Annotated in this window: 18 protein-coding genes; 8 read left to right on the top strand and 10 right to left on the bottom strand. The window is 57.8% G+C overall.

Annotated features, from left to right (window positions below; genetic code table 11):
• Window positions 1–63 precede the first annotated feature (63 nt).
• On the bottom strand, window positions 64–789 hold the full coding sequence (rpsB, locus tag GO007_RS21850) for a 30S ribosomal protein S2 (protein WP_041144128.1): 726 nt from the start codon (window positions 787–789) through the stop codon (window positions 64–66).
• Window positions 790–1113: 324 nt separating this feature from the next.
• Here rpsB and map point away from each other — a divergent pair, with 324 nt between their 5' ends.
• From map to GO007_RS21870, 4 genes are all read left to right on the top strand, one after another.
• Window positions 1114–1908 carry a type I methionyl aminopeptidase gene (gene map, locus GO007_RS21855; RefSeq protein WP_095103659.1) on the top strand — a complete coding sequence of 265 codons (795 nt, stop codon included), beginning with the start codon at window positions 1114–1116 and terminating at the stop codon, window positions 1906–1908.
• 119 nt (window positions 1909–2027) lie between these two features.
• A complete protein-coding gene (gene glnD / locus GO007_RS21860; RefSeq protein ID WP_095103661.1) occupies window positions 2028–4691 on the top strand; it encodes a bifunctional uridylyltransferase/uridylyl-removing protein GlnD in 2664 nt (887 codons plus the stop codon).
• A 34-nt stretch (window positions 4692–4725) separates the two neighbouring features.
• Window positions 4726–5550, top strand: a complete 825-nt coding sequence (gene dapD / locus GO007_RS21865; RefSeq protein ID WP_004872026.1) for a 2,3,4,5-tetrahydropyridine-2,6-dicarboxylate N-succinyltransferase — start codon at window positions 4726–4728, stop codon at window positions 5548–5550.
• 107 nt (window positions 5551–5657) lie between these two features.
• A complete protein-coding gene (locus GO007_RS21870) occupies window positions 5658–6047 on the top strand; it encodes a DUF3461 family protein (RefSeq protein WP_004858100.1) in 390 nt (129 codons plus the stop codon).
• A gap of 91 nt (window positions 6048–6138) precedes the next feature.
• Here GO007_RS21870 and GO007_RS21875 read toward each other — a convergent pair whose 3' ends face one another.
• The 3 genes from GO007_RS21875 to dgt form a co-directional block, all read right to left on the bottom strand.
• Window positions 6139–7296, bottom strand: coding sequence for a CdaR family transcriptional regulator (locus tag GO007_RS21875; RefSeq protein ID WP_095103662.1), 1158 nt, complete (start codon window positions 7294–7296; stop codon window positions 6139–6141).
• Between the two features lie 191 nt (window positions 7297–7487).
• Window positions 7488–8927: a serine endoprotease DegP gene (gene degP, locus GO007_RS21880; protein WP_095103664.1), complete on the bottom strand. Its 1440-nt coding sequence runs from the start codon at window positions 8925–8927 to the stop codon at window positions 7488–7490.
• Between the two features lie 135 nt (window positions 8928–9062).
• Complete coding sequence (gene dgt / locus GO007_RS21885; RefSeq protein WP_095103665.1) at window positions 9063–10577, bottom strand: dGTPase; 1515 nt, start codon at window positions 10575–10577, stop codon at window positions 9063–9065.
• A gap of 86 nt (window positions 10578–10663) precedes the next feature.
• Here dgt and mtnN point away from each other — a divergent pair, with 86 nt between their 5' ends.
• Genes mtnN through GO007_RS21900 form a run of 3 tightly spaced genes read left to right on the top strand, consistent with a single transcriptional unit; the run spans window position 10664 to window position 12814 of the window.
• Window positions 10664–11362: a 5'-methylthioadenosine/S-adenosylhomocysteine nucleosidase gene (gene mtnN / locus GO007_RS21890; protein WP_095103666.1), complete on the top strand. Its 699-nt coding sequence runs from the start codon at window positions 10664–10666 to the stop codon at window positions 11360–11362.
• Window positions 11355–12155, top strand: coding sequence for a vitamin B12 ABC transporter substrate-binding protein BtuF (gene btuF, locus GO007_RS21895; protein ID WP_095103668.1), 801 nt, complete (start codon window positions 11355–11357; stop codon window positions 12153–12155). The genes mtnN and btuF overlap by 8 nt, the downstream gene beginning before the upstream one ends.
• A 35-nt stretch (window positions 12156–12190) precedes the next feature.
• Window positions 12191–12814: a TRIC cation channel family protein gene (locus GO007_RS21900; RefSeq protein ID WP_095103669.1), complete on the top strand. Its 624-nt coding sequence runs from the start codon at window positions 12191–12193 to the stop codon at window positions 12812–12814.
• Between the two features lie 100 nt (window positions 12815–12914).
• Here the strand turns inward: GO007_RS21900 and erpA are convergent, their stop codons facing one another.
• Window positions 12915–13259, bottom strand: coding sequence for an iron-sulfur cluster insertion protein ErpA (gene erpA, locus GO007_RS21905; RefSeq protein ID WP_095103670.1), 345 nt, complete (start codon window positions 13257–13259; stop codon window positions 12915–12917).
• An 82-nt stretch (window positions 13260–13341) separates the two neighbouring features.
• Complete coding sequence (gene clcA, locus GO007_RS21910; protein WP_095103672.1) at window positions 13342–14760, bottom strand: H(+)/Cl(-) exchange transporter ClcA; 1419 nt, start codon at window positions 14758–14760, stop codon at window positions 13342–13344.
• A 180-nt stretch (window positions 14761–14940) separates the two neighbouring features.
• Here clcA and hemL point away from each other — a divergent pair, with 180 nt between their 5' ends.
• The gene (gene hemL, locus GO007_RS21915; protein WP_095103673.1) at window positions 14941–16221 is read left to right on the top strand and encodes a glutamate-1-semialdehyde 2,1-aminomutase; all 1281 of its coding nucleotides are present in this window, start codon (window positions 14941–14943) and stop codon (window positions 16219–16221) included.
• Window positions 16222–16283: 62 nt separating this feature from the next.
• On the opposite strand, the gene fhuB is transcribed toward hemL, so the two are convergent.
• Genes fhuB through fhuA form a run of 4 tightly spaced genes read right to left on the bottom strand, consistent with a single transcriptional unit; the run spans window position 16284 to window position 22205 of the window.
• Entirely contained in the window at window positions 16284–18266 is a 1983-nt protein-coding gene (gene fhuB, locus GO007_RS21920; RefSeq protein WP_095103674.1) for a Fe(3+)-hydroxamate ABC transporter permease FhuB, read from the bottom strand.
• A complete protein-coding gene (fhuD, locus tag GO007_RS21925; protein WP_095103676.1) occupies window positions 18263–19153 on the bottom strand; it encodes a Fe(3+)-hydroxamate ABC transporter substrate-binding protein FhuD in 891 nt (296 codons plus the stop codon). The genes fhuB and fhuD overlap by 4 nt, the downstream gene beginning before the upstream one ends.
• Window positions 19153–19950 (bottom strand): Fe3+-hydroxamate ABC transporter ATP-binding protein FhuC, encoded by a 798-nt coding sequence (gene fhuC / locus GO007_RS21930; protein WP_095103677.1) that lies wholly within the window; start codon window positions 19948–19950, stop codon window positions 19153–19155. Before fhuC ends, fhuD begins: the two co-directional genes overlap by 1 nt.
• A 47-nt stretch (window positions 19951–19997) precedes the next feature.
• On the bottom strand, window positions 19998–22205 hold the full coding sequence (gene fhuA / locus GO007_RS21935) for a ferrichrome porin FhuA (RefSeq protein WP_095103678.1): 2208 nt from the start codon (window positions 22203–22205) through the stop codon (window positions 19998–20000).
• Window positions 22206–22480: the final 275 nt, after the last annotated feature.

A 22480-nucleotide genomic window follows, 5' to 3' on the forward strand; every position in this document is an offset into this window, starting at 1 on the left:
GTGAAAAAGGGGCCAAATATAGGCCCCTATTTATACACGGTACTAAATAAGGGCTAGACCTTATTATTCAGCTTCTACGAAGCTTTCTTCCGCTTGAGAAGCCAGATCCTGAGAACGACCTTCACGCACGGTTGCAGCTACTGCACCCAGGTACAGGCTAACAGCGCGGATTGCATCGTCGTTACCCGGGATAACGAAATCTACGCCGTCCGGATCGGAGTTAGTATCAACGATAGCAAATACCGGGATACCCAGGTTGTTTGCTTCTTTGATAGCGATGTGTTCGTGGTCTGCATCGATAACAAACAGTGCGTCCGGCAGGCCGCCCATGTCTTTGATACCGCCCAGGCTGTTTTCCAGCTTGGCCAGTTCACGAGTACGCATCAGCGCTTCTTTCTTGGTCAGCTTCTCGAAAGTACCGTCCTGGGACTGAGTTTCCAGGTCTTTCAGACGTTTGATGGACTGACGAACGGTTTTCCAGTTAGTCAGCATGCCGCCCAACCAGCGATGGTTCACGAAGAACTGATCGCAGCTGTTAGCAGCGTCTTTTACCGCTTCGCTTGCAGCGCGTTTAGTACCAACGATCAGGATCTTGCCTTTACGAGCAGAGATCTTGTTCAGTTCAGCCAGAGCTTCGTTGAACATCGGTACAGTTTTCTCAAGGTTGATGATGTGAACTTTGTTACGCGCGCCGAAGATGAAAGGCTTCATTTTCGGGTTCCAGTAACGGGTCTGGTGACCAAAGTGAACACCAGCCTTGAGCATGTCGCGCATGGAAACAGTTGCCATGTTTAAAAACCTCTATAGATAAAGTTGGGGTTATGCCTCCACGTATCCCATATTACCGACCCCAAAGGGCACCCCGGAATATGTGTCGATACGTGTGTGTTATATACACAAAGTGAGATTTGTCGCTTCAGTCCATCCTGTGTAGTACGAAATGGAACGGAAGTCCGGCGCGCTTTATACCACAAAACAGGACTGGACACCAACTCTTGTTGACGCTGAGTGCTGTTAATGATTCTCAATTTGGCACCAGGTCGCCCGGACTGTTAACATTGGCGGGACTTACTCTATTATTGTCGAAAAAACCGACACAGCTGGACACAATCCATGGCTATTTCTATCAAGACATCTGAAGACATCGAAAAAATGCGCGTCGCGGGCCGCCTGGCCGCCGAAGTGCTCGAAATGATTGAACCCTATGTAAAACCGGGCGTCAGCACCGGCGAGCTGGACCGCATCTGCAACGATTACATCGTCAATGAACAGAAAGCGATCTCCGCCTGCCTCGGCTACCACGGCTTCCCTAAATCGGTGTGTATCTCGATTAACGAAGTGGTGTGCCACGGTATCCCGGACGATGAAAAACTGCTGAAAGACGGCGATATCGTCAACGTTGACGTCACGGTCATTAAGGATGAGTTCCACGGCGACACCTCCAAAATGTTTATCGTCGGCAAACCGACGATCCTCGGCGAGCGTCTGTGCCGCGTTACTCAGGAAAGCCTCTATCTGGCGCTGAAGATGGTCAAACCCGGCATCAACCTGCGGGCAATCGGTGCGGCCATCCAGAAATTTGTCGAAGCGGAAGGTTTTTCCGTGGTGCGTGAATACTGCGGCCACGGCATTGGCCGCGGCTTCCATGAAGAGCCGCAGGTGCTGCACTACGACTCGGCGGAGACCAACGTGGTGCTCAAGCCGGGCATGACCTTTACCATCGAGCCGATGGTCAACGCCGGTAAGAAAGAGATCCGCAGCATGAAAGACGGCTGGACGGTGAAAACTAAAGACCGGAGCTTGTCTGCCCAGTACGAGCATACTATTGTAGTGACGGATAACGGCTGCGAAATTCTGACGTTACGCAAGGATGACACCATCCCGGCGATAATCTCGCACAGCGAATAACGAAAAGCCGGCGCCCGCCGGCTTTTTTATGACGGGCATCCTGCGGGCCGCCGCGGGCGACGTTAAAAATCGCTCCCGGCGATTTTTTATGGGCGATAGTCTTTTCTTATGGTGACGCGATGAGCAACTCTTTACCTGACACTGTCCCCCCTGCCCTCTCGGGCCAACCTGAGAATCCGGGCGCCTGGCCGCAGGATGATTTGAACTGCGCGGCGATTAAGACCCATCTCGAGCTTTTCCAGCGCTGGCTGGGTGAGGCTTTCGATGCCGGCACTGCCGCTGAGCGGCTGATTGAAGCCCGTACCGAGTTTATCGACCAGCTGCTGCAGCGCCTGTGGGTGGACTACGGCTTCGGGTCGGTTTGCGACATGGCTCTGGTGGCGGTAGGCGGATACGGTCGCGGTGAACTGCACCCGCTCTCCGACGTCGACCTGCTGATCCTAAGCCGAAAAAAACTCTCCGATGAACAGGCGCAGAAGGTAGGCGAGCTGCTGACGCTGCTGTGGGACGTCAAGCTGGAGGTCGGGCACAGCGTTCGCACCCTCGAAGAGTGCCTGCTGGAAGGATTGTCCGATCTTACCGTCGCCACCAACCTGATCGAATCGCGCCTGCTGATTGGCGACGTTGCGCTGTTTCTTGAGCTGCAAAAACACATTTTTAGCGACGGCTTCTGGCCGTCGGAGAAATTCTTTGCCGCCAAGGTAGAGGAACAGAACGAACGCCATCAGCGCTATCACGGCACCAGCTATAACCTTGAGCCGGATGTCAAAAGCAGCCCCGGCGGCCTGCGGGATATTCATACCCTGCAGTGGGTCGCGCGTCGCCACTTCGGCGCCACCTCGATGGATGAAATGGTTGGTTTCGGTTTCCTGACGGAGGCGGAACGCAACGAACTCAACGAATGCCTGCATCAGCTGTGGCGAATTCGGTTCGCGCTGCACCTGGAGCTAACCCGCTACGATAACCGATTACTCTTCGACCGCCAGCTCAGCGTCGCCCGTCGCTTAGGCTATGAAGGCGAAAGAAATCAGCCCATCGAGCACATGATGAAGGATTTCTTCCGCGTCACCCGCCGGGTAAGCGAGCTGAACCACATGCTGCTGCAGCTGTTTGATGAAGCCATCCTTGCGCTGACCGAAGATGAAAAGCCGCGGCCGATTGACGATGATTTTCAGCTGCGCGGCACGCTGATCGATCTGCGCGACGATACGCTGTTCATCCGCGAGCCGCAGGCTATTCTGCGCATGTTCTATATTATGGTGCGCAACAGCAGCATCACCGGCATCTACTCCACGACGCTGCGCCACCTGCGCCACGCGCGCCGCCATCTGACGCAGCCGCTGTGCTATATCCCGGAAGCGCGAACCATTTTTCTCAGCATGCTGCGCCACCAGGGTGCGGTAAGCCGCGGGCTGCTGCCGATGCATCGCCACAGCGTGCTGTGGGCATACATGCCGCAGTGGTCGCATATCGTCGGCCAGATGCAGTTCGATCTGTTCCACGCCTACACGGTGGACGAGCACACAATCCGCGTGCTGCTGAAGCTGGAGAGTTTTGCCAAAGAGGAAACCCGCAGCCGCCACCCGCTGTGCGTTGAGCTGTGGCCGCGCCTGACCCATCCTGAGCTGATTCTGATTGCCGCCCTGTTCCACGACATTGCTAAAGGCCGCGGCGGCGATCACTCGGTGCTGGGTGCCCAGGACGTCCTGAAGTTTGCCGAACTGCACGGCCTGAACTCACGAGAAACTCAGATGGTCGCCTGGCTGGTTCGCCATCATCTGTTAATGTCCGTCACCGCCCAGCGCCGTGATATTCAGGATCCCGAGGTCATCAAGCAGTTCGCGGAAGAAGTGCAGACGGAAAACCGCCTGCGCTATCTGGTCTGCCTGACCGTAGCCGACATCTGCGCCACCAACGAAACCTTGTGGAACAGCTGGAAGCAGAGCCTGCTGCGTGAGCTCTATTTTGCGACCGAAAAACAGCTGCGTCGTGGAATGCAAAGCACGCCGGATATGCGCGAACGGGTTCGCCATCATCAGCTGCAGGCGCTGGCGCTGCTGCGGATGGAAAACATTAATGAAGAGGCCCTGCATCAAATCTGGAACCGCTGCCGGGCCAACTACTTCGTGCGCCACACGCCAAATCAGCTCGCCTGGCATGCGCGTAATTTGCTCCGGCACGATCTCAATAAACCGATGATCCTGCTCAGCTCGCAGGCCACGCGCGGCGGCACCGAAATCTTTATCTGGAGCCCGGATCGACCGTATCTGTTCGCCGCCGTCTGCGGTGAACTTGACCGCCGAAATCTGAGCGTTCACGACGCCCAGGTCTTTACCACCCGCGACGGGATGGCGATGGACACCTTTATTGTGCTCGAACCGGACGGCAGCCCGCTGTCCGCCGATCGCCATGAGATGATCCGTCTTGGGCTGGAGCAGACCATTACTCAGCGCAGCTGGCAGCCGCCGGCCCCGCGTCGGCAGGCGGCAAAATTACGCCATTTTTCCGTCGCCACCGAGGTCAATTTCCTGCCCACGCATACCGACCGAAAATCGTTTCTTGAGCTAATTGCGCTCGATCAGCCTGGCCTGCTGGCCCGGGTCGGCCAGGTCTTCGCCGACCTCAATATTTCCCTTCACGGGGCCAGAATTACGACAATTGGTGAGCGAGTAGAAGATTTATTTATAATCGCCACGGCAGACCGGCGTGCGCTTAATAATGCGCTGCAACAAGAAGTACAACAACGGTTGACAGAGGCCCTCAATCCAAACGATAAAGGGTAACGAACTTTTATGGGTAATAGAGAAAGAGTAAACAATGCAGCAATTACAGAATGTTATTGAGTCCGCCTTTGAGCGTCGCGCCGACATCACGCCGGCAAATGTGGATACCGTAACCCGCGAAGCGGTTAACCAGGTCATTTCCCTGCTTGATTCCGGCGCTCTGCGTGTCGCTGAAAAGATCGATGGCCAGTGGGTCACCCACCAGTGGCTGAAGAAAGCGGTTCTGCTCTCTTTCCGTATTAACGATAACCAGGTTATCGACGGTGCGGAAAGCCGCTACTTCGATAAAGTACCGATGAAATTCGCCGACTACGATGAAGCGCGTTTCCAGAAAGAGGGCTTCCGCGTGGTTCCGCCGGCAGCCGTTCGCCAGGGCGCGTTCATTGCCCGCAACACCGTGCTGATGCCGTCCTACGTCAACATCGGCGCCTACGTTGACGAAGGCAGCATGGTTGATACCTGGGCTACCGTCGGCTCCTGCGCGCAGATCGGTAAAAACGTTCACCTCTCCGGCGGCGTGGGTATCGGCGGCGTGCTGGAACCGCTGCAGGCTAACCCAACCATCATCGAAGATAACTGCTTTATCGGCGCGCGTTCTGAAGTTGTCGAAGGCGTTATCGTCGAAGAGGGCTCCGTTATCTCCATGGGCGTGTACCTGGGCCAGAGCACCAAAATCTACGACCGCGAAACCGGCGAAGTGTTCTATGGCCGCGTACCGGCTGGCTCGGTGGTGGTTTCAGGCAACCTGCCGTCGAAAGATGGCAAGTACAGCCTGTACTGCGCGGTGATCGTGAAGAAGGTTGATGCGAAAACTCGCGGCAAGGTCGGCATTAACGAACTGCTGCGTACCATCGACTAAGCAGTATAAAAAGCGGGAGATATCCCGCTTTTTTTATATTTGACGCTGGCGAAGATTGGTTTTTTCGTTAATTATTCAAAGGTTATGATGATATCAAAGGTACCGTTATGTACGATAATCTGAAAAGTCTTGGCATTACCAATCCTGATGAGATCGATCGCTATAGCCTGCGCCAGGAAGCTAACAACGACATTCTGAAAATCTATTTTCAGAAGGACAAAGGCGAGTTCTTCGCCAAAAGCGTTAAGTTTAAGTATCCGCGTCAGCGTAAGACCGTTGTCGCCGATGGCGTAGGCCAGGGCTATAAGGAAGTGCAGGAGATCAGTCCAAACCTGCGCTACGTTATCGATGAACTCGATCAGATCTGCCAGCGCGATCGCACTGAAGTCGATCTGAAGCGTAAGATCCTTGACGATCTGCGTCATCTGGAAAGCGTCGTCACCCATAAGATCAGCGAAATTGAAGCCGATCTGGAAAAACTGACCCGCAACAAGTAAGTCTGCCCCCTTCCCTGGCCGGCGATGCCCGTCGGGGCTATGTGTACAGCCGCCCGGATAAGGCGCTCGCGCCACGATCCGGGATTATTCCCTATCTCTGTTCATCCAGCTGCAGCGCAATATACAGCAGCAGCCGATCGTCAAAACTGCCCAGATCCAGCCCCGTCAGCTCTGAAATACGATTCAGCCGATACTCCAGCGTATTACGATGAATAAACAGCGCCTTCGAGGTCGCCAGCGGCTGAACGTTATGGCGAAACCAGGCCTGCAGCGTGCGCCGCAGCAGGCCGTTATTGTCCATCGCCTTCAGGCGAACCAGCGGACGGGCCAGCTCGTTGGCCTGCCAGCCGCCGCGCAGGCTATCGAGCAGCACCGGCAGCATCAAATCCTGATAAAAATAGCTCCGGCTCTCCGGCATGCGCTCCTTGCCGACCATCATGGTGGTGCGAGCGGTACGGTACGAGCGCGCAATGCTGCCGGGCCCGGTAAAGAAGTTGCCTAACGCCACGCGGAACCGCAGCTGGCCGTTTTCCTTCATTCTGGCGATAAGCTGGTCGACCCGTTTGCAGTGGTCTTCCGCATCCCAGCGGCCAAAGGCGTTCAGCGCGGGCTTAAGAACCACCATCTCAGTTAATGAGACAATCGCCACCAGGTTATTACGGTCGGGGGTGGTCAGAGCCGCCTGCAGCTGCTGCAGTTCCGCCATAGCGCTATCCACGCCCAGCTGGCCGCTGTCGACTTCAATCATGGCCACCACCCGCGGCTGATTCAGGTCGATTCCCAGGCGCTGCGCCCATTCGGTTAGCGCCGGGGTGTTCTCTTCCGCCTGAATCAAATTCATCACCAGCTCTTCACGCAGGCGGCTATCCTGAGCCAGCAGGTGCATCAGCCGGGACTGTTCCAGCATCATTTCTGCGGTCATGCACACCAGCTCGCCATACTTGCGCAGCGTTTCTGGCTCTCCGGTCAAGCCGATGACGCCGACGATTTCCCCTTCCAGGCGCAGGGGCAGGTTGATCCCCTGACGTACGCCGTGCAGGTGACGGGCTACCGCATCATCGATATCGACAATACGTCCCTGCGAGAGAACCAGCAGCGCGCCTTCGTGCAATTCACCAATACGCTCGCGATCGCCGCTGCCGATAATGCGCCCACGGGCATCCATTACGTTGATATTGGTATCAATGATGCGCATGGTACGCGCCACAATATCCTGCGCCATTTTGGTATCAAGATGCCAGCCAGCCATGTAACCCTCCCCTGAGCAGGGCATCAGCATAAAAGAGTTAGGTTAGTCGCGCATTGTGCGTATGCACAAAGCACGGGAGAGAAGTATGGAGTTGTGGAAGGAATCACAGAATGAAAGATCGGGCCCGGTGCAGGGTAAAAAAAAGCCCCTTCCCTCAGGCGAGGAGAAGGGGCCGGTTTAGCCGACAGAGATTACTGCATCAACAGGTAGATAGTGCTATCACCGCGCTGAATATTCAGCGCCAGCACCGATGGTTTAGCGTCAAAGATTTTGCGCAGGTCGGCAATATTTTTCACCGGCTGCTGGTTAGCGCCGACGATAATATCGCCTTTCTTCAGGCCAATCTGCGCCGCAGGAGTCCCGGCCTTGACGTTATTGACCGTCACGCCTTTATCCTGGCCCTTGTTGCTCATTTCAGCCCCTTCGATACCGTTGAAGATGGTGCTGGAATCAACCTGAGTCTGGTTGCTCTGCTGCAGTTCGACGGTCGCGGTTACCGGTTTGCCATCGCGCACCAGGCCAAGCTCGACCTTGCTGCCGATAGGCATCGTTCCGACCTGCGCGCGCAGTGCGGCAAAGCTGCTGATCGGTTTACCGTTCAGCGAGGTGATCACGTCCCCGGCTTTGATTCCGGCCTTCGCCGCGGCAGAACCCGGCATCACCTGGCTAACGAAGGCGCCGCGCTGGGCATCGACCTTCATCGCTTTTGCCAGCTCGGAGTTCAGTTCGGTCCCCATGATCCCCAGCTCACCGCGTTTCACCTGGCCATATTTGACCATCTGCTCGGTCAGGTTTTTCACCATATTGCTCGGGATGGCAAAGCCGATGCCGATGTTGCCGCCGTCCGGCGCCAAGATCGCGGTATTGATACCAATCAGCTCGCCGTTCAGGTTCACCAGCGCGCCGCCGGAGTTACCGCGGTTAATCGCCGCATCCGTCTGGATAAAGTTTTCGTAGTTTTCCACGTTCAGGCCGCTGCGGCCGAGAGCGGAAACAATACCGGAAGTCACGGTTTCACCCAGGCCAAACGGGTTGCCAATCGCCACGGTGTAGTCGCCTACGCGCAGGGCATCAGAATCAGCCAGCTTGATTGCCGACAGGTTTTTCGGATCCTGAATCTGAATCAGCGCAATATCGGAACGCGGGTCTTTACCCACCACTTTGGCGTCAAACTTGCGGCCGTCGCTGAGCTGAACTTTGATGGTCGTCGCATTGTCCACTACGTGGTTGTTGGTGACGACATAGCCTTTCACCGCATCAATAATCACCCCGGAGCCCAGCGCCATGAATTTCTGCTGCTGGCCGCCGTCAGCCGGCGCGCCGCCGCCCTGCCCGCCGCCTTGACAGAACGGAGAGCTCTGGAACGGAGAACCGTCCTGGCAGAACGGCGAATTGTCGCCGAAGAACTGCTGGAAGTTGCGCGGCATCCGCGGAGTATTCACGGTCGTGCTGCCTTCAACGTTAATGCTGACGACCGACGGCATGACTTTTTCCAGCATCGGGGCCAGACTTGGCATCTGCTGCGCATTGGTCGCCGAAGAAGCTGTTTCTGCCGCGCTCGCAGAGAGCGGGGATAACGCCAGACCTAAACTCAGAGCCAGTGCACTCATTGCTAACGTGGTTTTTTTCATATGTCTCAATCTCGATTTTAGATAACGCAGAATTGCTATGTAAGTGACTATCAGAGTCATTTTATCGCGCTAAGTTCCGGAATTAAGCACTGCCAAAAAGTAAAAAATTATTGTCCGTCTTTACAAAACCTGTACCTATTCTACCGCCATCAGCCGCCGATATTCATCCCATGCATACAGGTCCGTCATCCCGCTAATATAGTCCTGGATCAGGCGGCAGCGATAATAGTATTCCATCAGCGGAAACTCTGCGGAATCTCCCGGAATTTTGTTTACCGCCTCAACGTAGGCCAGCCGATGTCGTGTTGAAAGTTTCTGAAATAGTCGCGAAGCGATAGGCAAACTTCTCACTCTCTCTTTTTCTACTAATAAGCTGAATTCCTCCAGCGACAATTTCAGCAGCGGCTGATAGATATCTAACAGGCCGCTGATAACGCGATAGCCCTGCAATTCCAGCTGCTCAACATCCGGATGGCTAAACACATGTTTTATCGCCACGTTTTTATATAGCTCCAGCAGCTGACTGCAGTCGCTATCATCCTCAAGCAGCGCGTGATTAAAATCACCGCTAAAAATCTTCGCGATGTTATCTATAAAACGCCGGGCCGCATATGGCACCAGTTTATTCAGCGTATTCACCCGCAAATACATAAAGAACTGATCTTCCGTGCTCCGGCTTAGAGAATTAGAACGCGATTTTTCCCACGCATTTTCTACGACCTGAGAAAATAGCGAACCTTTTTCATGCTGCCCCCACGCATCGTAAAGGTGCTGATATAGTTGCTCCACGCTGAAAATTCTCTTTTCTACCGCATCTTCCAGATCGGCAACACAATATGAGATATCGTCCGCCGCTTCCATAATCCATGTTAAAGGGAAGCGATTGTAAGGAGCCAGATCAAGTTCTTTACGTAACCTCGCAATATAGCCTTCTTCGGCTAAATAATAACCAGGTTTCTTCATTAAATAGCTGTGGCTGGCGGGCGTTTCACCGCGCCACCAGGCCGGGCGGGTATATTTAAGAATACAGCCAACCTGCGCCCAGGTAAGATTCATTCGCATTAACGTATGTACTAAACGAATACCCTGGGCGTTTCCCTCAAACCAGCACAGATCCTGGCGGATCTTGCTGCGCAGCGCGTTCAGCGACTCCTCGCCCGGCCGCAGGCGCAGCACCTCCACCGTGCAGGCATCGTTGAACAGCGGTTCGTTAGCCGCATCGTCGGGCGCCAGGCGCTGGCTGAACCAGTCATTAATTGCCGCTTCGCCAAAATGGCCGAACGGCGGGTTGCCGATGTCGTGCATCAGGCACGCCATCTCGACGATGCTCTCAAACGGTCCGCCGAGTTCATCCAGGCCGTAGGCCGTCAGCAGTTTCTGCTCTTTCAGCCGGCTGAGGACCTCTTTTGCTATGTAGCGCCCGACCTGCTGCACTTCGAGGGAATGGGTTAGCCGGGTACGCACCGCCGCGTTGCGTTCCAGCGGAAAGACCTGGGTTTTCTGCTGTAAACGGCGAATGGCCGGGGAGTTAATAATGCGCCCGCGGTCGCTTTCGAAAATACGCAGGATTTCACGTTCCGTTTCGACGCCCTGCGGCGAGCGATAGCGTCGGTGCCAGTTAATCTTGTTGCGAAAATCAATCTTTGCCATAGCCTCTCCCGCTCGCGAGCAATAACGTTTCCCTTTGAGTGCATGATAGACTATGCAACTAAACCTGACACATCGCGAGTAAATCTATGAAAATCGGCATTATTGGCGCTATGGAAGAAGAAGTTACCCTTCTGCGCGACAAAATCGAAAACCGCCAGACTATCACCCTCGGCGGCAGCGAAATCTACACCGGCCAGCTTCACGGTACCGACATCGCCCTGTTGAAATCGGGGATCGGCAAAGTTGCCGCGGCAATGGGCGCGGCGCTGCTGCTGGAAATCTGCAAGCCGGACGTGATTATCAACACCGGTTCCGCGGGCGGTCTCGAGCCAACGCTAAAAGTCGGCGATATCGTGATCTCCGACGAAACGCGCTACCACGACGCCGATGTGACCGCATTCGGCTACGAATACGGCCAGCTGCCGGGCTGCCCGGCAGGCTTCAAAGCCGACGACAAGCTGATTGCCGCCGCGCAAACCAGCATCGAAGCGCTGAATCTTAACGCGGTACGCGGTCTGATCGTCAGCGGCGACGCTTTCATCAACGGCTCCGTCGGGCTGGCGAAAATCCGCCATAACTTCCCGCAGGCCGTGGCGGTCGAAATGGAAGCCACCGCCATTGCGCACGTTTGCCATAACTTTGGCGTTCCGTTCGTGGTGGTTCGCGCCATCTCCGACGTTGCCGATCAGCAGTCCCATCTGAGCTTCGACGAGTTCCTCGCCGTCGCCGCCAGGCAGTCCACTCTGATGGTGGAAAATCTGGTGCAGAACCTGACGCGTGGCTAAATCGCTAAAACAGGCGCTTGCCGCCCTGCTGCTGCTGGCCCCGGCGTGGCTGTTTGCCGCGCCGCGGGTGATTACGCTATCCCCGGCCAATACCGAGCTGGCGTTTGCGGCCGGCATCACGCCGGTGGGCGTCAGCAGCTATTCCGACTACCCGCCGGAAGCCGCCGGCATCGAGCAGGTTTCCAGCTGGCAGGGGATGAATCTGGAACGCATTGTCGCCCTCAAGCCCGACCTGGTCCTGGCGTGGCGCGGAGGCAACGCCGAGCGCCAGGTTAATCAGCTGAGCGCCCTCGGTATCAAGGTCATCTGGGTCGATACCGCCACCATCGAAGAGATTATCACCACCCTGCGGCAGCTGGCGCAGTGGAGCCCTCAGCCGGAAAAGGCCCGTCAGGCGGCGCAGCAGATGCTGGACGACTATAGTGCGCTGAAAGCCCGCTACGCTCACCTCCCGAAGAAGCGCGTCTTTCTCCAGTTTGGCAGCAACCCTCTTTTTACCAGCAGTCAGGGATCGATTCAGGATCAGGTGCTGACGCTGTGCGGCGGTGAGAATATTTTCGCTGCCAGTAAAGCGCCCTGGCCCCAGGTCAGCCGCGAGCAGGTTCTCGCCAGGCAGCCGCAGGCCATTGTCATTACCGGCGATGCCCGCAAAATTCCCGAAGTCGAACGCTACTGGCATAATCAGTTAAAAATTTCACTGATTGCGTTGCATAGCGACTGGTTTGAACGCGCGAGCCCACGTATTATCCTCGCCGCAAAACAACTCTGTACTGCGCTCGAGCAGGTAAAATAATCGCCTGTTAAGCAGGCGCTAAGCGGGAACTGACGATGCTAGTCTATTGGCTGGATATTATTGGCACAGCCGTATTTGCGATCTCCGGCGTGTTGCTGGCCGGCAAACTGCGTATGGACCCTTTCGGCGTGCTGGTGCTGGGGGTCGTTACCGCCGTGGGCGGCGGGACGATCCGCGATATGGCGCTCGCCAACGGCCCGGTGTTCTGGGTTAAAGACCCAACGGACCTGGTGGTGGCAATGGTGACCAGCATGCTGACGATCCTGCTGGTACGCCAACCGCGCCGGCTGCCTAAATGGATACTGCCGGTGCTCGACGCCGTCGGCCTGGCGGTATTTGTCGGCATCGGCGTCAATAAGGCCTTTATCGCCCACAGCGGTCCGCTGGTTGCGGTCTGCATGGGGGTAGTTACCGGCGTCGGCGGCGGCATTATTCGCGACGTGCTGGCGCGTGAAATCCCGATGATTTTACGTACCGAAATCTATGCGACGGCCTGCATTGTCGGCGGTATCGTGCACGCAACGGCCTACGATACTTTTCACGTGTCGCTGCAAAATTCGGCGATGATGGGCATGGCCGTGACGCTGCTCATTCGGCTGGCGGCAATCCGCTGGCACCTGAAGCTGCCGACGTTTGCGCTGGATGATAACGGGCGTTAGAAAGCGGCTTCATGGCGTAAACCGGCGTCCTGCAGGCCGCAGTCGGGCAAGTTGCGCCGGCTGCGCGGCCCGTCCCTGGGCCTTACTTCGGCGGGATAAATCAGACGCTGAATGAAGATCCGCAGCCGCAGGTGCTTTTCGCATTCGGGTTGGTCACGATAAAACGTGAGCCTTCGAGGCCTTCAGTATAATCGACGGCGCCGCCGACCAGATACTGCAGGCTCATTGGATCAACCACCAGGCCTACGCCCTGTTTCTCGATGGTCATATCCCCTTCGTTAACCTGATCGTCGAAGGTGAAGCCGTACTGGAAACCGCTGCAGCCGCCGCCGGTGATATAAACGCGCAGCTTCAGGTTCGGATTGTCTTCATCAGCAATCAGGAATTTTACTTTTTTGGCTGCGGCTTCGGTAAACTCCAGCGGCAACACGACATCATCACTCATTTTATGCTCCCATTGATACTGCCGATCCGGTTAAAGAATAACCGGACCTTTTGAGCCATTATCTAATACCCTGGTAAATCGTTCAAGTATTCTCCCCGGCAACCGCACGCGCTTTTGCCGCCTGTTCAGCGGCCTGTTTCGCCAGAGTTCGTTCAAGGATAGTTGAATACAAGGGCTTACCCCCCAGAAATTGAGCCAGTAGTGTTGCGCCGAGGCAGGTAATAATCATTGGCAAAATGAGCTGATAGTTATCGGTCATCTCCAGCACCAGCACAATTCCGGTCAGCGGCGCGCGCACCGACGCGGCAAGGAGAGCCCCCATTCCGGCGATGGCAAAGGTGCCGGGATCCAGATGATAGGCCGGAAACAGCGGCGTCGCCGCCATACCGAATGCCGTTCCCAGCAAGGTTCCCAGCGCCAGCATGGGCGCAAAAATCCCGCCAGGCGCGCCGGAAGAGAAGCACAGCAGCGTGGTTATCACCCTGGCGATAAAAATAAACAGCAGCAGGCCAACGGAGAAGTTACCCGCCGCGGCAATCGGAATGAGGTTAAACCCGCCTCCCGCCGCCGCGGGCTGGAGCAGCCCGAGAATACCGCAGCCGCCGCCGATTAGGCCGCCAATCAGCACCCATTTTTTGAGATCGCCGCCGTGGAGACGCTGGAACATATCCTGCGTACGCAGCACCAGGGTGTTAAACAGCGGGCCAATCGCGCCGAAAATCATCCCCAGAATCAGATACAGCCACAGGGTATTGACCGGCGCATTGCTCAGCTTACCGACCTCGATAATCGCCCCTTCACCGTTAAAAATGCGAAATACGATGCTCGACATAATCACGCCGGTAAAAACGGCTTTAATGGAGATCAGGTTGTAGCGAAACTGCGGGCGCATCTCTTCAATAATAAACAGGATCCCCGCCAGCGGCGCGTTGAACGCGGCGGAGAGGCCCGCGGCGGCGCCGGTTGCCAGCAGCGTATGGCGCGCTTCGGGGCTGCGCATGCGGAAAACATCCACCACCATGCGCCCAAGATTCCCGCCGAGCTGCACCATCGGCCCTTCCCGGCCCAGCACCATGCCGGCCCCCAGCGTCCCCATCCCGCCGATAAACTTCACCGGCAGCACCCGCCACCAGCGAACCGGGCGCAGCTCTTCCAGCGCCCCTTCTATTTCCGGGATCCCTGAGCCGCCCGCTTCCGGCGCAAACCGACGCACCAGAAAGTAGCCGACCATCGCCAGCAGCGCGGAGGTGATAAAGGCCAGCGGCCAGACCAGCAGCTCGTGGTCCGCCACCTGCGCCAGGGTTTCGATGCGCAGGTTCTGCACCCAATTGACGCTCTTTTCAAAAGCGACCCCCACCAGCCCGGCCAGGGTTCCGACGACGGCGGCCATTAGCAGCACTGCCAGCGGCGTTTTGTCTCGCTGAACTAAGCGGCGAACCACGTCGCCGCGACGCAAGCGCACGATTTGTTTTGCTTCAAAAGAGGAGGCTTCTGCTTTCATACTCTCGTCGGTTAATAGTCATACAAATAGCACCAAGGGCATTTTAACTGCCAGCCAGCCCCCCGTCGCGGAAAATATTCACCGTTCGCGCTTTGTTTCAATTGGGCAAAACTTTCATAACTATCCTGGAATAACTTAGAATAACCAGCAAAACATTTTTCACGAACCAGGAACCAGGCAATGAGCAAATCTGAAACTCTCTTTAGCGCCGCGCGTGAACTTATCCCCGGCGGCGTTAACTCGCCGGTACGAGCCTTCAGCGGCGTTGGCGGCACGCCGCTGTTTATCGAACGTGCGGACGGCGCCTATCTGTACGACGTCGACGGTAAAGCCTATATCGATTATGTCGGTTCCTGGGGCCCAATGGTACTCGGTCATAACCACCCGGCCATTCGCAATGCGGTGATTGAAGCGGCGCAGCGCGGCCTGAGCTTTGGCGCGCCGACGGAAATGGAAGTGAAAATGGCGGCGCTGGTGACGGAGCTGGTACCGACGATGGATATGGTGCGGATGGTTAACTCCGGCACCGAGGCCACCATGAGCGCCATTCGCCTGGCGCGCGGTTTTACCGGCCGTGACAAAATCATCAAATTTGAAGGCTGCTACCACGGCCACGCCGACTGTCTGCTGGTCAAAGCGGGCTCCGGCGCCCTGACCCTCGGCCAGCCGAATTCTCCGGGCGTGCCGGCCGATTTCGCCAAACACACGCTGACCTGCACCTATAATGACCTGGCTTCGGTCCGCGCCGCGTTCGAGCTGTATCCGCACGACGTTGCCTGCATTATCGTTGAACCGGTGGCCGGAAATATGAACTGCATCCCGCCGCAGCCGGAGTTCCTGCCGGGCCTGCGCGCGCTGTGCGACGAATTTGGCGCCCTGCTGATTATTGATGAAGTGATGACCGGCTTCCGCGTTGCCCTGGCCGGAGCCCAGTCCTACTACGATGTGGTCCCTGACCTGACCTGTCTGGGCAAAATCATCGGCGGCGGCATGCCGGTGGGCGCCTTCGGCGGCCGTCGCGAAGTGATGGATGCGCTGGCGCCGACCGGCCCGGTCTATCAGGCGGGCACCCTGTCCGGCAACCCGATCGCCATGGCGGCGGGCTTCGCCTGCTTAAGCGAAGTGGCGCAGCCGGGAGTTCACGAGACGCTGACGGATTTAACCAACCAGCTGGCCCAGGGGCTGCTGGACGCCGCGCGCGACGCGGGCGTTCCGCTGGTAGTGAATAACGTTGGCGGCATGTTCGGCATCTTCTTTACCGACGCCGAAACCGTCACCTGCTATCAGGACGTGGTGAAGTGCGACGTTGAGCGCTTTAAGCGCTTCTTCCACCTGATGCTGGAAGAGGGCGTTTATCTGGCGCCTTCAGCGTTTGAAGCCGGATTTATGTCCGTTGCCCACAGCGAAGAAGATATCAACCATACCATCGCCGCCGCGCGCAGCGCGTTCGCCAAACTGTAGTCCACGCGCTCCCGGGCGAGCATCACGCCTCGCCCGGAATAACGGCCCATCGCCGCGATAGCCTAGCGGCTCTGCTTCCTCAGCAAATAGATAAAGTACGGTGCGCCGATAAAGGTCGACAGCAGGCCCGCCGGGATCTGATACGGGAACATAATCATTCGCCCGCACCAGTCGGCAAAGACCAGCAGCAGGCCGCCAATCAGCCCGGACATCACCATATGCGGTATCGTACGGCGGAAGCCCATCATGCGCGCAATATGCGGCGCCATCAGACCGACAAAGCTTAACGGGCCGATGGTCAACGTTGCCGTGGCCGTCAGGCAGGCGGCCAGCAGCAGCAGGCCGATGCGCGACGGCGTCAGCGCAACGCCTACCGCACGAGCAGCCTCGCCGCCGAGCGGCAGGATCGTCAGCCAGCGGCGGCACAGCGGCGCCAGGGCCAACAGCACCAGCATCACGCTGCCGCTATACGCCACCATCTCCGGCGTCGCGCCGTAGGTCGACCCGGAGATCCACGTCAGAATCTGCGCCATCCGCGGATCGCCGCTGGCCTGCAGCATCATCAGCAGCATGGTAAACGCGGTGCTCAAGGCCATGCCCGCCAGCAGCATCCGGTGCGGCGAAAAGCCGCCGCGTCCGGCAGCAACCAGAATCACCAGCAGCGTCGCCGCCGCGCCCAGGCTGCCGGCTGGCAGCAGCCAGCCAAAGGCGTTGCCGGGGACGAAGAACAGCATCACAACCACGCCAAACGCCGCGCCGGAGCTGATCCCCAGCACTTCCGGGCTGGCCATCGGGTTGCCGGTCAGGCGCTGAATAATACAGCCCGCCACCGCCAGCATCACCCCGGCGAACAGCGCCGCCAGAATCCGCGGCCAGCGCCACGGCATCAGCTGATCCAGCAGCGTACCGCTGGCCCAGTGCCAGCTCTGGGCGTCGCGGCCAAAGGCCAGCGCCGCCGTCAGCGCCAGCAGCAGAATCAGTAAACCGCCGAGCGCAAACCACTGCACGTTGTGTCGCTCAGCCGGCACCTTATCGCCCGCGTTCATCACCGGAGCGCTAATACTGCGCAGGCGCGGCAGCAGCCACAGCAGCAGCGGCGCGCCGACCAGCGCCGTCACCGATCCGGTTGACACCTCCATCCAGACGCGGGCAAGCCACAGAATGATTTGATCGGAGAGCCAGAGGATCAGCGCGCCAATCAGCGCCGCCAGCAGCAGGCGCGAGAGCAGGCGGCGGGCGCCGAGCATTTTTGCCAGCAGCGGGGCAAACAGGCCGATAAAGCCGATAATCCCCACCGCATTCACCAGCATCGCGCTGAGAACAATAGCCAGCGTCAGCGCCCCAAGACGCGCCAGGGAGAGCGCCAGGCCGAGGTTGCGCGCAACGCCGTCGTCCAGCCCCATCAGGGTGAGAGGTCGCAGCAGCAGCAGCGTCAGCATCGCCCCGCCGAGCAGCTGCGGCCACAGCCGCTGCGCCACGCTCCAGTCGGTTTGCGTCAGGGTGCCGGTACTCCACAGGAACATGCTCTGCAGCTGGTCGTGATGGAAAATGACCATCAGCTGATTAAGCGCCCCGCAGTAAAGGCTGACCACCAGGCCGGCGAGAATCAAGGTCACCGGCGAGAGTCGTTTACCCCAGGAGACGCCAAACACCAGCGCGCCCACCAGGCACGCGCCCGCCAGGGCGGCAAACTGCGATGCCAGCACGCCGGGGATCGCCCACAGCACGGTGACCGTCATCCCCAGCTGGGCGCCGGTCGCGACGCCAAGGGTCGTCGGTTCCGCCAGCGGGTTGCGCAGCACCTGCTGAAACAGAACGCCGACCAGCCCCAGGCCAGCGCCCACCAGCAGCGACACCGCCAGCCTCGGCAGCAGGCTGTAGTGAAACAGCATCTGGGCGATATTATCGATATCCGGCTGCCACAGCGCCTGACGCCACTCGTTCTGCGGCAGCGCGATCCGGAGATTGAAAAGGCTGAGCGCGAAGGCGGCAATCAGCAGTATGGCCAGCAGCAGAGCCGCCAGAGGGGAAATTCGCGATCTCACGCCGGACCTCCCTGAGCGTCGGCCAGCACGCGGGCAAAGTGCATCGCCGATAGCGTAGCACCGTAAAACCACACCGCCGGAACGCGCTGGAAGCGCCCTTCGCGGACAAACGGCATTGCCCGCCACAGCGGGGTGTTCATCAGCTGCGCCATTTCGCTATCGTTGCCGTGGTCAAAGCAGATCACGTCCACATCCCTGTAGGCCGCCAGCCGGTCAATACCGACGGTCACGCTGCCCCAGAAGGTGCTCTCACCGCGCCAGGCATTTTTGATATCAAAGCGTTCGAGGATTTCCTGAAACAGGCAGTTATTACCAAAAACCAGGACGTGACGCGGGTCAAGCAGGCTAATCATCAGCAGCGGCCGATCGTCTCGGCGGGCGAAACGCGGGCGCAGTTCGTCCATCAGCGCATCGAACTCCGCCAGATGGCGCTTCGCGGCCTGCTGCTTGCCGATAAGCTCGGCCATCTCATTCAGCGATTGTTGCGCCATCATCAGCGGCCGCTTGCCGTCGCTGAAGGTAAATCCGCGTCCCGGAGCAATACGCGCCAGCTTCTCTGACGACGGGCCGTAGCCTGCCGACCAGACGATATATGAAGGGTTCATCTGCGTCAGCAGTTCAAGATTGGGTTCCGTGCGCAGCCCGACGTCAATGACCGAGTCCGGCAGCGCCGGTTCATTCACCCACAGGCGATAGTTCGGGATATCAGCGACGCCATACGGCACGACGCCCAGCGCCAGCAGAAGCTCTACCGGCAGCCACTCCAGCGCCACGATGCGCTGCGGATCGACGGCCGCCGCCCGCGCGCCGCGCATCTGCCACAGCAGCGGCGATAGCGCCATCGCCGTCAGTAAACGCCGACGGGTGATCACGTTGTTTTTATCCATTAATAGACGAAGCTTACCGGCGCACTGCCCGCCGGATGCGGCAGAATTCCCATCGGGATACCGTAAATTTGTTCCAGCGTTTCGCTACGCATCAGCTCAGCCGACGTGCCCTGAGCAATCATCTCGCCGCCGCGAAGGGCCACCAGATAGTCGCAGTAGCGGGCCGCCATATTGATATCATGCAGCACGGCAATCACCGTCAGGCCGCGCTGCTGGCTCAGGCGATGCACCAGCGCCAGCACGTCAACCTGGTGGGCGATATCCAGCGCCGAGGTTGGCTCATCCAGCAGCAGACAGCGGCTGTCCTGGGCCACCAGCATGGCAATCCACGCGCGCTGGCGCTCGCCGCCGGAGAGGCTATCGACCAGCCGATGCGCCAAGGGTTTAAGTCCGACCAGCGCAATGGCCTCCTCGACCTTCTGTCGATCCGTTGCGCCAAAGCGCCCCAGCGCCCCGTGCCACGGATAGCGTCCAATCGCCACCAGCTCACGCACCGTCATCCCCTCTGCCGCGGGCAGCTGCTGCGGCAGATAGGCCACTTTGCGGGCAAACGCCTTGCTGCTCCAGCTATCGAGAGGCTGACCGTCGAGCAGCACCTCGCCGTCTGACGGCGGCTGATGGCGACCGAGCATTTTCAGCAGCGTCGATTTACCGGAACCGTTATGACCAATCAGGCCTGTCACTTTTCCAGCCGGGAAGGTTAACGAAAGCGGATGCAGCAGCGTACGGCCAGGCACGCGAAAGGTAACGCGATTCAACGAAAACGTGGTATCGGATTGCGGAGTGTTTTCCTGCATAGCGGCCAACTTGTTTAACGGCGCGGCGAACCGCGCCCATTGAGTGATTAGAAACGGAAGGTTCCGGTCGCAATGACCTGACGCCCTGCGCCCCAGTAGCACGCATATTCGCTATAGCAGCTGGAAACGTACTCGCGATCGAACAGATTATTGACGTTGATACCCACCGACGAGCCCGGTAAACCAAAGCGCGCCAGATCGTATTTCACCGTCGCATCCATCAACGCGTAGCCCGCTACGCCGAAGGAATCATTTTGCTTCGCATCGGCGGTATCGTTTTTGTAGTAGCTAACCGTAGAGCCAACGTAGCGCGCACCGGCGCCTACCGTCAGGCCGCTCAGCGCGGTTTCGTGCAAGGTGTAATCTGCCCACAGCGACGCCATATTACGCGGAACTTCCGCCGGACGTTTGCCGTTAAATATGGTGTCGTGCTGGTACTCAGCATCGGTGTAGGTATAGGCTGCGGTAAGGTTGATATTGGCGTTCACCGCCGCTTTCGCTTCCAGCTCCACGCCGCGAGCGCGGATCTCGCCGGTTTGAATGCTAAACGTCGTATTACGCGGATCTGCCGTCAGGTTTTTATCCTTGGTCAGCTGGTACACCGCCGCCGTGACCACCACCGGCATATCTTTCGGTACGTATTTCACGCCCGCTTCATACTGCTCGCCGCGCGACGGATCGAACGGTTTGCCGTCCAGGCCCGATCCTGAAACCGGCTCAAACGATTGGCTGTAGCTGAAGTATGGAGAAATACCGTTGTCGAACAGGTAGTTAATACCACCGCGCCAGGTAAACTGCTGGTCGTGATTTTCGGCCAGGGTGTTAGTGGAGCGCGTCAGCGTAGAGGTCGTGGCGTAGTCATAGCGTCCGCCCAGCGTCATCACCCACTTATCCCATTCCATCTGATCCTGGGCATAGAGGCCGGTCTGCTCCATCCGGTTAAGCACCGCGTACGGGAAGTACACCGAGACGTTTGGATTACCGTACTGCGGATTGGACATCCCGATCGGGTCTGCAGAACCATAGTCGGCATTGACGTCGTTACGCATACGCGAATAGTCCACGCCGGTCAGCAGCTTATGGTCGACCGCGCCGGTGGCAAAGTCGGACTGCAGCTGGGTATCAACGGTGAACGTGTTGAGATGTTCATCAGAGCGCACGTAGGCGCGGTTGATTTGTCCCGGCGCCGTGTAACCGTTGCCGTAAACGGAGCGATACAGCGTATTGACGTCGGCGTAGCGCAGGTTCTGGCGAACGGTGAAGGTATCGTCAAACTGGTGTGAGAAGCTGTAGCCCACCATCTGCTGACGGCGCGACATCTTATTGTCCGGCTCACCTTCGTTGAAATCGGTCGGCAGCTTATGTGCCTTGCCGTTGGCGTCATAGTACGGCACCACGGTCCCTTCACGCGGGAGCCAGCCGTAGTAACCCGCATAAGGATCGCTCTGGAAGTTGCTCAGGAAGGTGAAATCGGTTTTATCATCCGGGCGCCAGCTAAAGGACGGCGCCACCGCGTAGCGGGTCGATTTCGCCATCTGCTGCTGCGCGTCCTGGCTGCGGCCCAGGCCGGTCAGGCGATAGGACCATACGCCGCTATCATCAATTGCATCGCTAAAATCAAAACCAGTCTGCCACAGGTTATCGGTACCCATTTTGAACTGAATTTCTCTCAGCGGCTCGGTCGTCGGGCGCTTGCTGACCATGCTGACGATGCCGCCGGGGTTGCTGTTGCCATACAGCACGGAGGTTGGCCCGCGCATCACTTCCACACGCTCCAGGAAGTAAGGGTCCATCGACACTTCAGAGTAGTTATTCCCCTGCAGCTTCATGCCATCCAGATACTGGTTGGTATTGACCGTTGTCGACGTCGTAAAGCCGCGAATCGTCACCACGTCATAGGTCGTCGAGCTGCCGCGAGTGGAGAAAACGCCCGGCGTATAGGCCAGCGCTTCTTTCACCGTTGTCGGCTGCTTCATCTCCATTTCCTGGCGGGTAACCACGGAAATCGACTGCGGCGTTTTTTCAATAGGGGTATCGGTTTTGGTGGCAGTTGCGGAGCGCTTTGCCGCGATAGTCGGGGCCGGTCCCCAGGCATTTTCCTGGCTGACGGGAGCCGCAGTCACGGTAATGGTTTCTTCTTTTTTCGGTTCAACTGCCGCCTGTGCATAGACAGACATGCCGCTAACCGCCGTGGCTACTACGACTGCAATTTTACGCAGTGAGTGATTTGGCTGAGCAGTTTTTAGACGCGCCATTGGTAGATCTCTGATAAAGGTGAATGATAACGTAAACGAGAATTATTATTATGACGGCTGACATAATAGGCGAAACGCGAAATGCAAGGCAAGCGATATGCCATCGCGAAGATATCAAAGGCTGAATAAATAACCAGACGGTAATTGTGGGGTTAAGTGGCTGTTAAGTAATCTACATAAATGAAAAAGCCCCCTGATACTGAAGTATCAGAGGGCCAGTGTTGCAACAACCTGTTCGCACCACCATGCAAGCTGCAGCGAGGCGGCTTGAAGAA

The sequence above is a fragment of the Klebsiella sp. 10-1 genome (assembly GCF_009758445.1).
Classification (GTDB): domain Bacteria; phylum Pseudomonadota; class Gammaproteobacteria; order Enterobacterales; family Enterobacteriaceae; genus Klebsiella; species Klebsiella scottii.

What these genes read in the sequence shown, in the direction of transcription:
- GO007_RS21900 (WP_095103669.1), top strand. Translation starts at nt 12,191, where the DNA reads ATGCTAGTCTATTGGCTGGATATTATTGGCACAGCCGTATTTGCGATC.
- fhuC (WP_095103677.1), bottom strand. Translation starts at nt 19,950, where the DNA reads ATGCAGGAAAACACTCCGCAATCCGATACCACGTTTTCGTTGAATCGC.
- mtnN (WP_095103666.1), top strand. Translation starts at nt 10,664, where the DNA reads ATGAAAATCGGCATTATTGGCGCTATGGAAGAAGAAGTTACCCTTCTG.
- dapD (WP_004872026.1), top strand. Translation starts at nt 4,726, where the DNA reads ATGCAGCAATTACAGAATGTTATTGAGTCCGCCTTTGAGCGTCGCGCC.
- clcA (WP_095103672.1), bottom strand. Translation starts at nt 14,760, where the DNA reads ATGAAAGCAGAAGCCTCCTCTTTTGAAGCAAAACAAATCGTGCGCTTG.
- dgt (WP_095103665.1), bottom strand. Translation starts at nt 10,577, where the DNA reads ATGGCAAAGATTGATTTTCGCAACAAGATTAACTGGCACCGACGCTAT.
- fhuD (WP_095103676.1), bottom strand. Translation starts at nt 19,153, where the DNA reads ATGGATAAAAACAACGTGATCACCCGTCGGCGTTTACTGACGGCGATG.
- rpsB (WP_041144128.1), bottom strand. Translation starts at nt 789, where the DNA reads ATGGCAACTGTTTCCATGCGCGACATGCTCAAGGCTGGTGTTCACTTT.
- GO007_RS21875 (WP_095103662.1), bottom strand. Translation starts at nt 7,296, where the DNA reads ATGGCTGGCTGGCATCTTGATACCAAAATGGCGCAGGATATTGTGGCG.
- degP (WP_095103664.1), bottom strand. Translation starts at nt 8,927, where the DNA reads ATGAAAAAAACCACGTTAGCAATGAGTGCACTGGCTCTGAGTTTAGGT.
- GO007_RS21870 (WP_004858100.1), top strand. Translation starts at nt 5,658, where the DNA reads ATGTACGATAATCTGAAAAGTCTTGGCATTACCAATCCTGATGAGATC.
- hemL (WP_095103673.1), top strand. Translation starts at nt 14,941, where the DNA reads ATGAGCAAATCTGAAACTCTCTTTAGCGCCGCGCGTGAACTTATCCCC.
- fhuA (WP_095103678.1), bottom strand. Translation starts at nt 22,205, where the DNA reads ATGGCGCGTCTAAAAACTGCTCAGCCAAATCACTCACTGCGTAAAATT.
- erpA (WP_095103670.1), bottom strand. Translation starts at nt 13,259, where the DNA reads ATGAGTGATGATGTCGTGTTGCCGCTGGAGTTTACCGAAGCCGCAGCC.
- map (WP_095103659.1), top strand. Translation starts at nt 1,114, where the DNA reads ATGGCTATTTCTATCAAGACATCTGAAGACATCGAAAAAATGCGCGTC.
- glnD (WP_095103661.1), top strand. Translation starts at nt 2,028, where the DNA reads ATGAGCAACTCTTTACCTGACACTGTCCCCCCTGCCCTCTCGGGCCAA.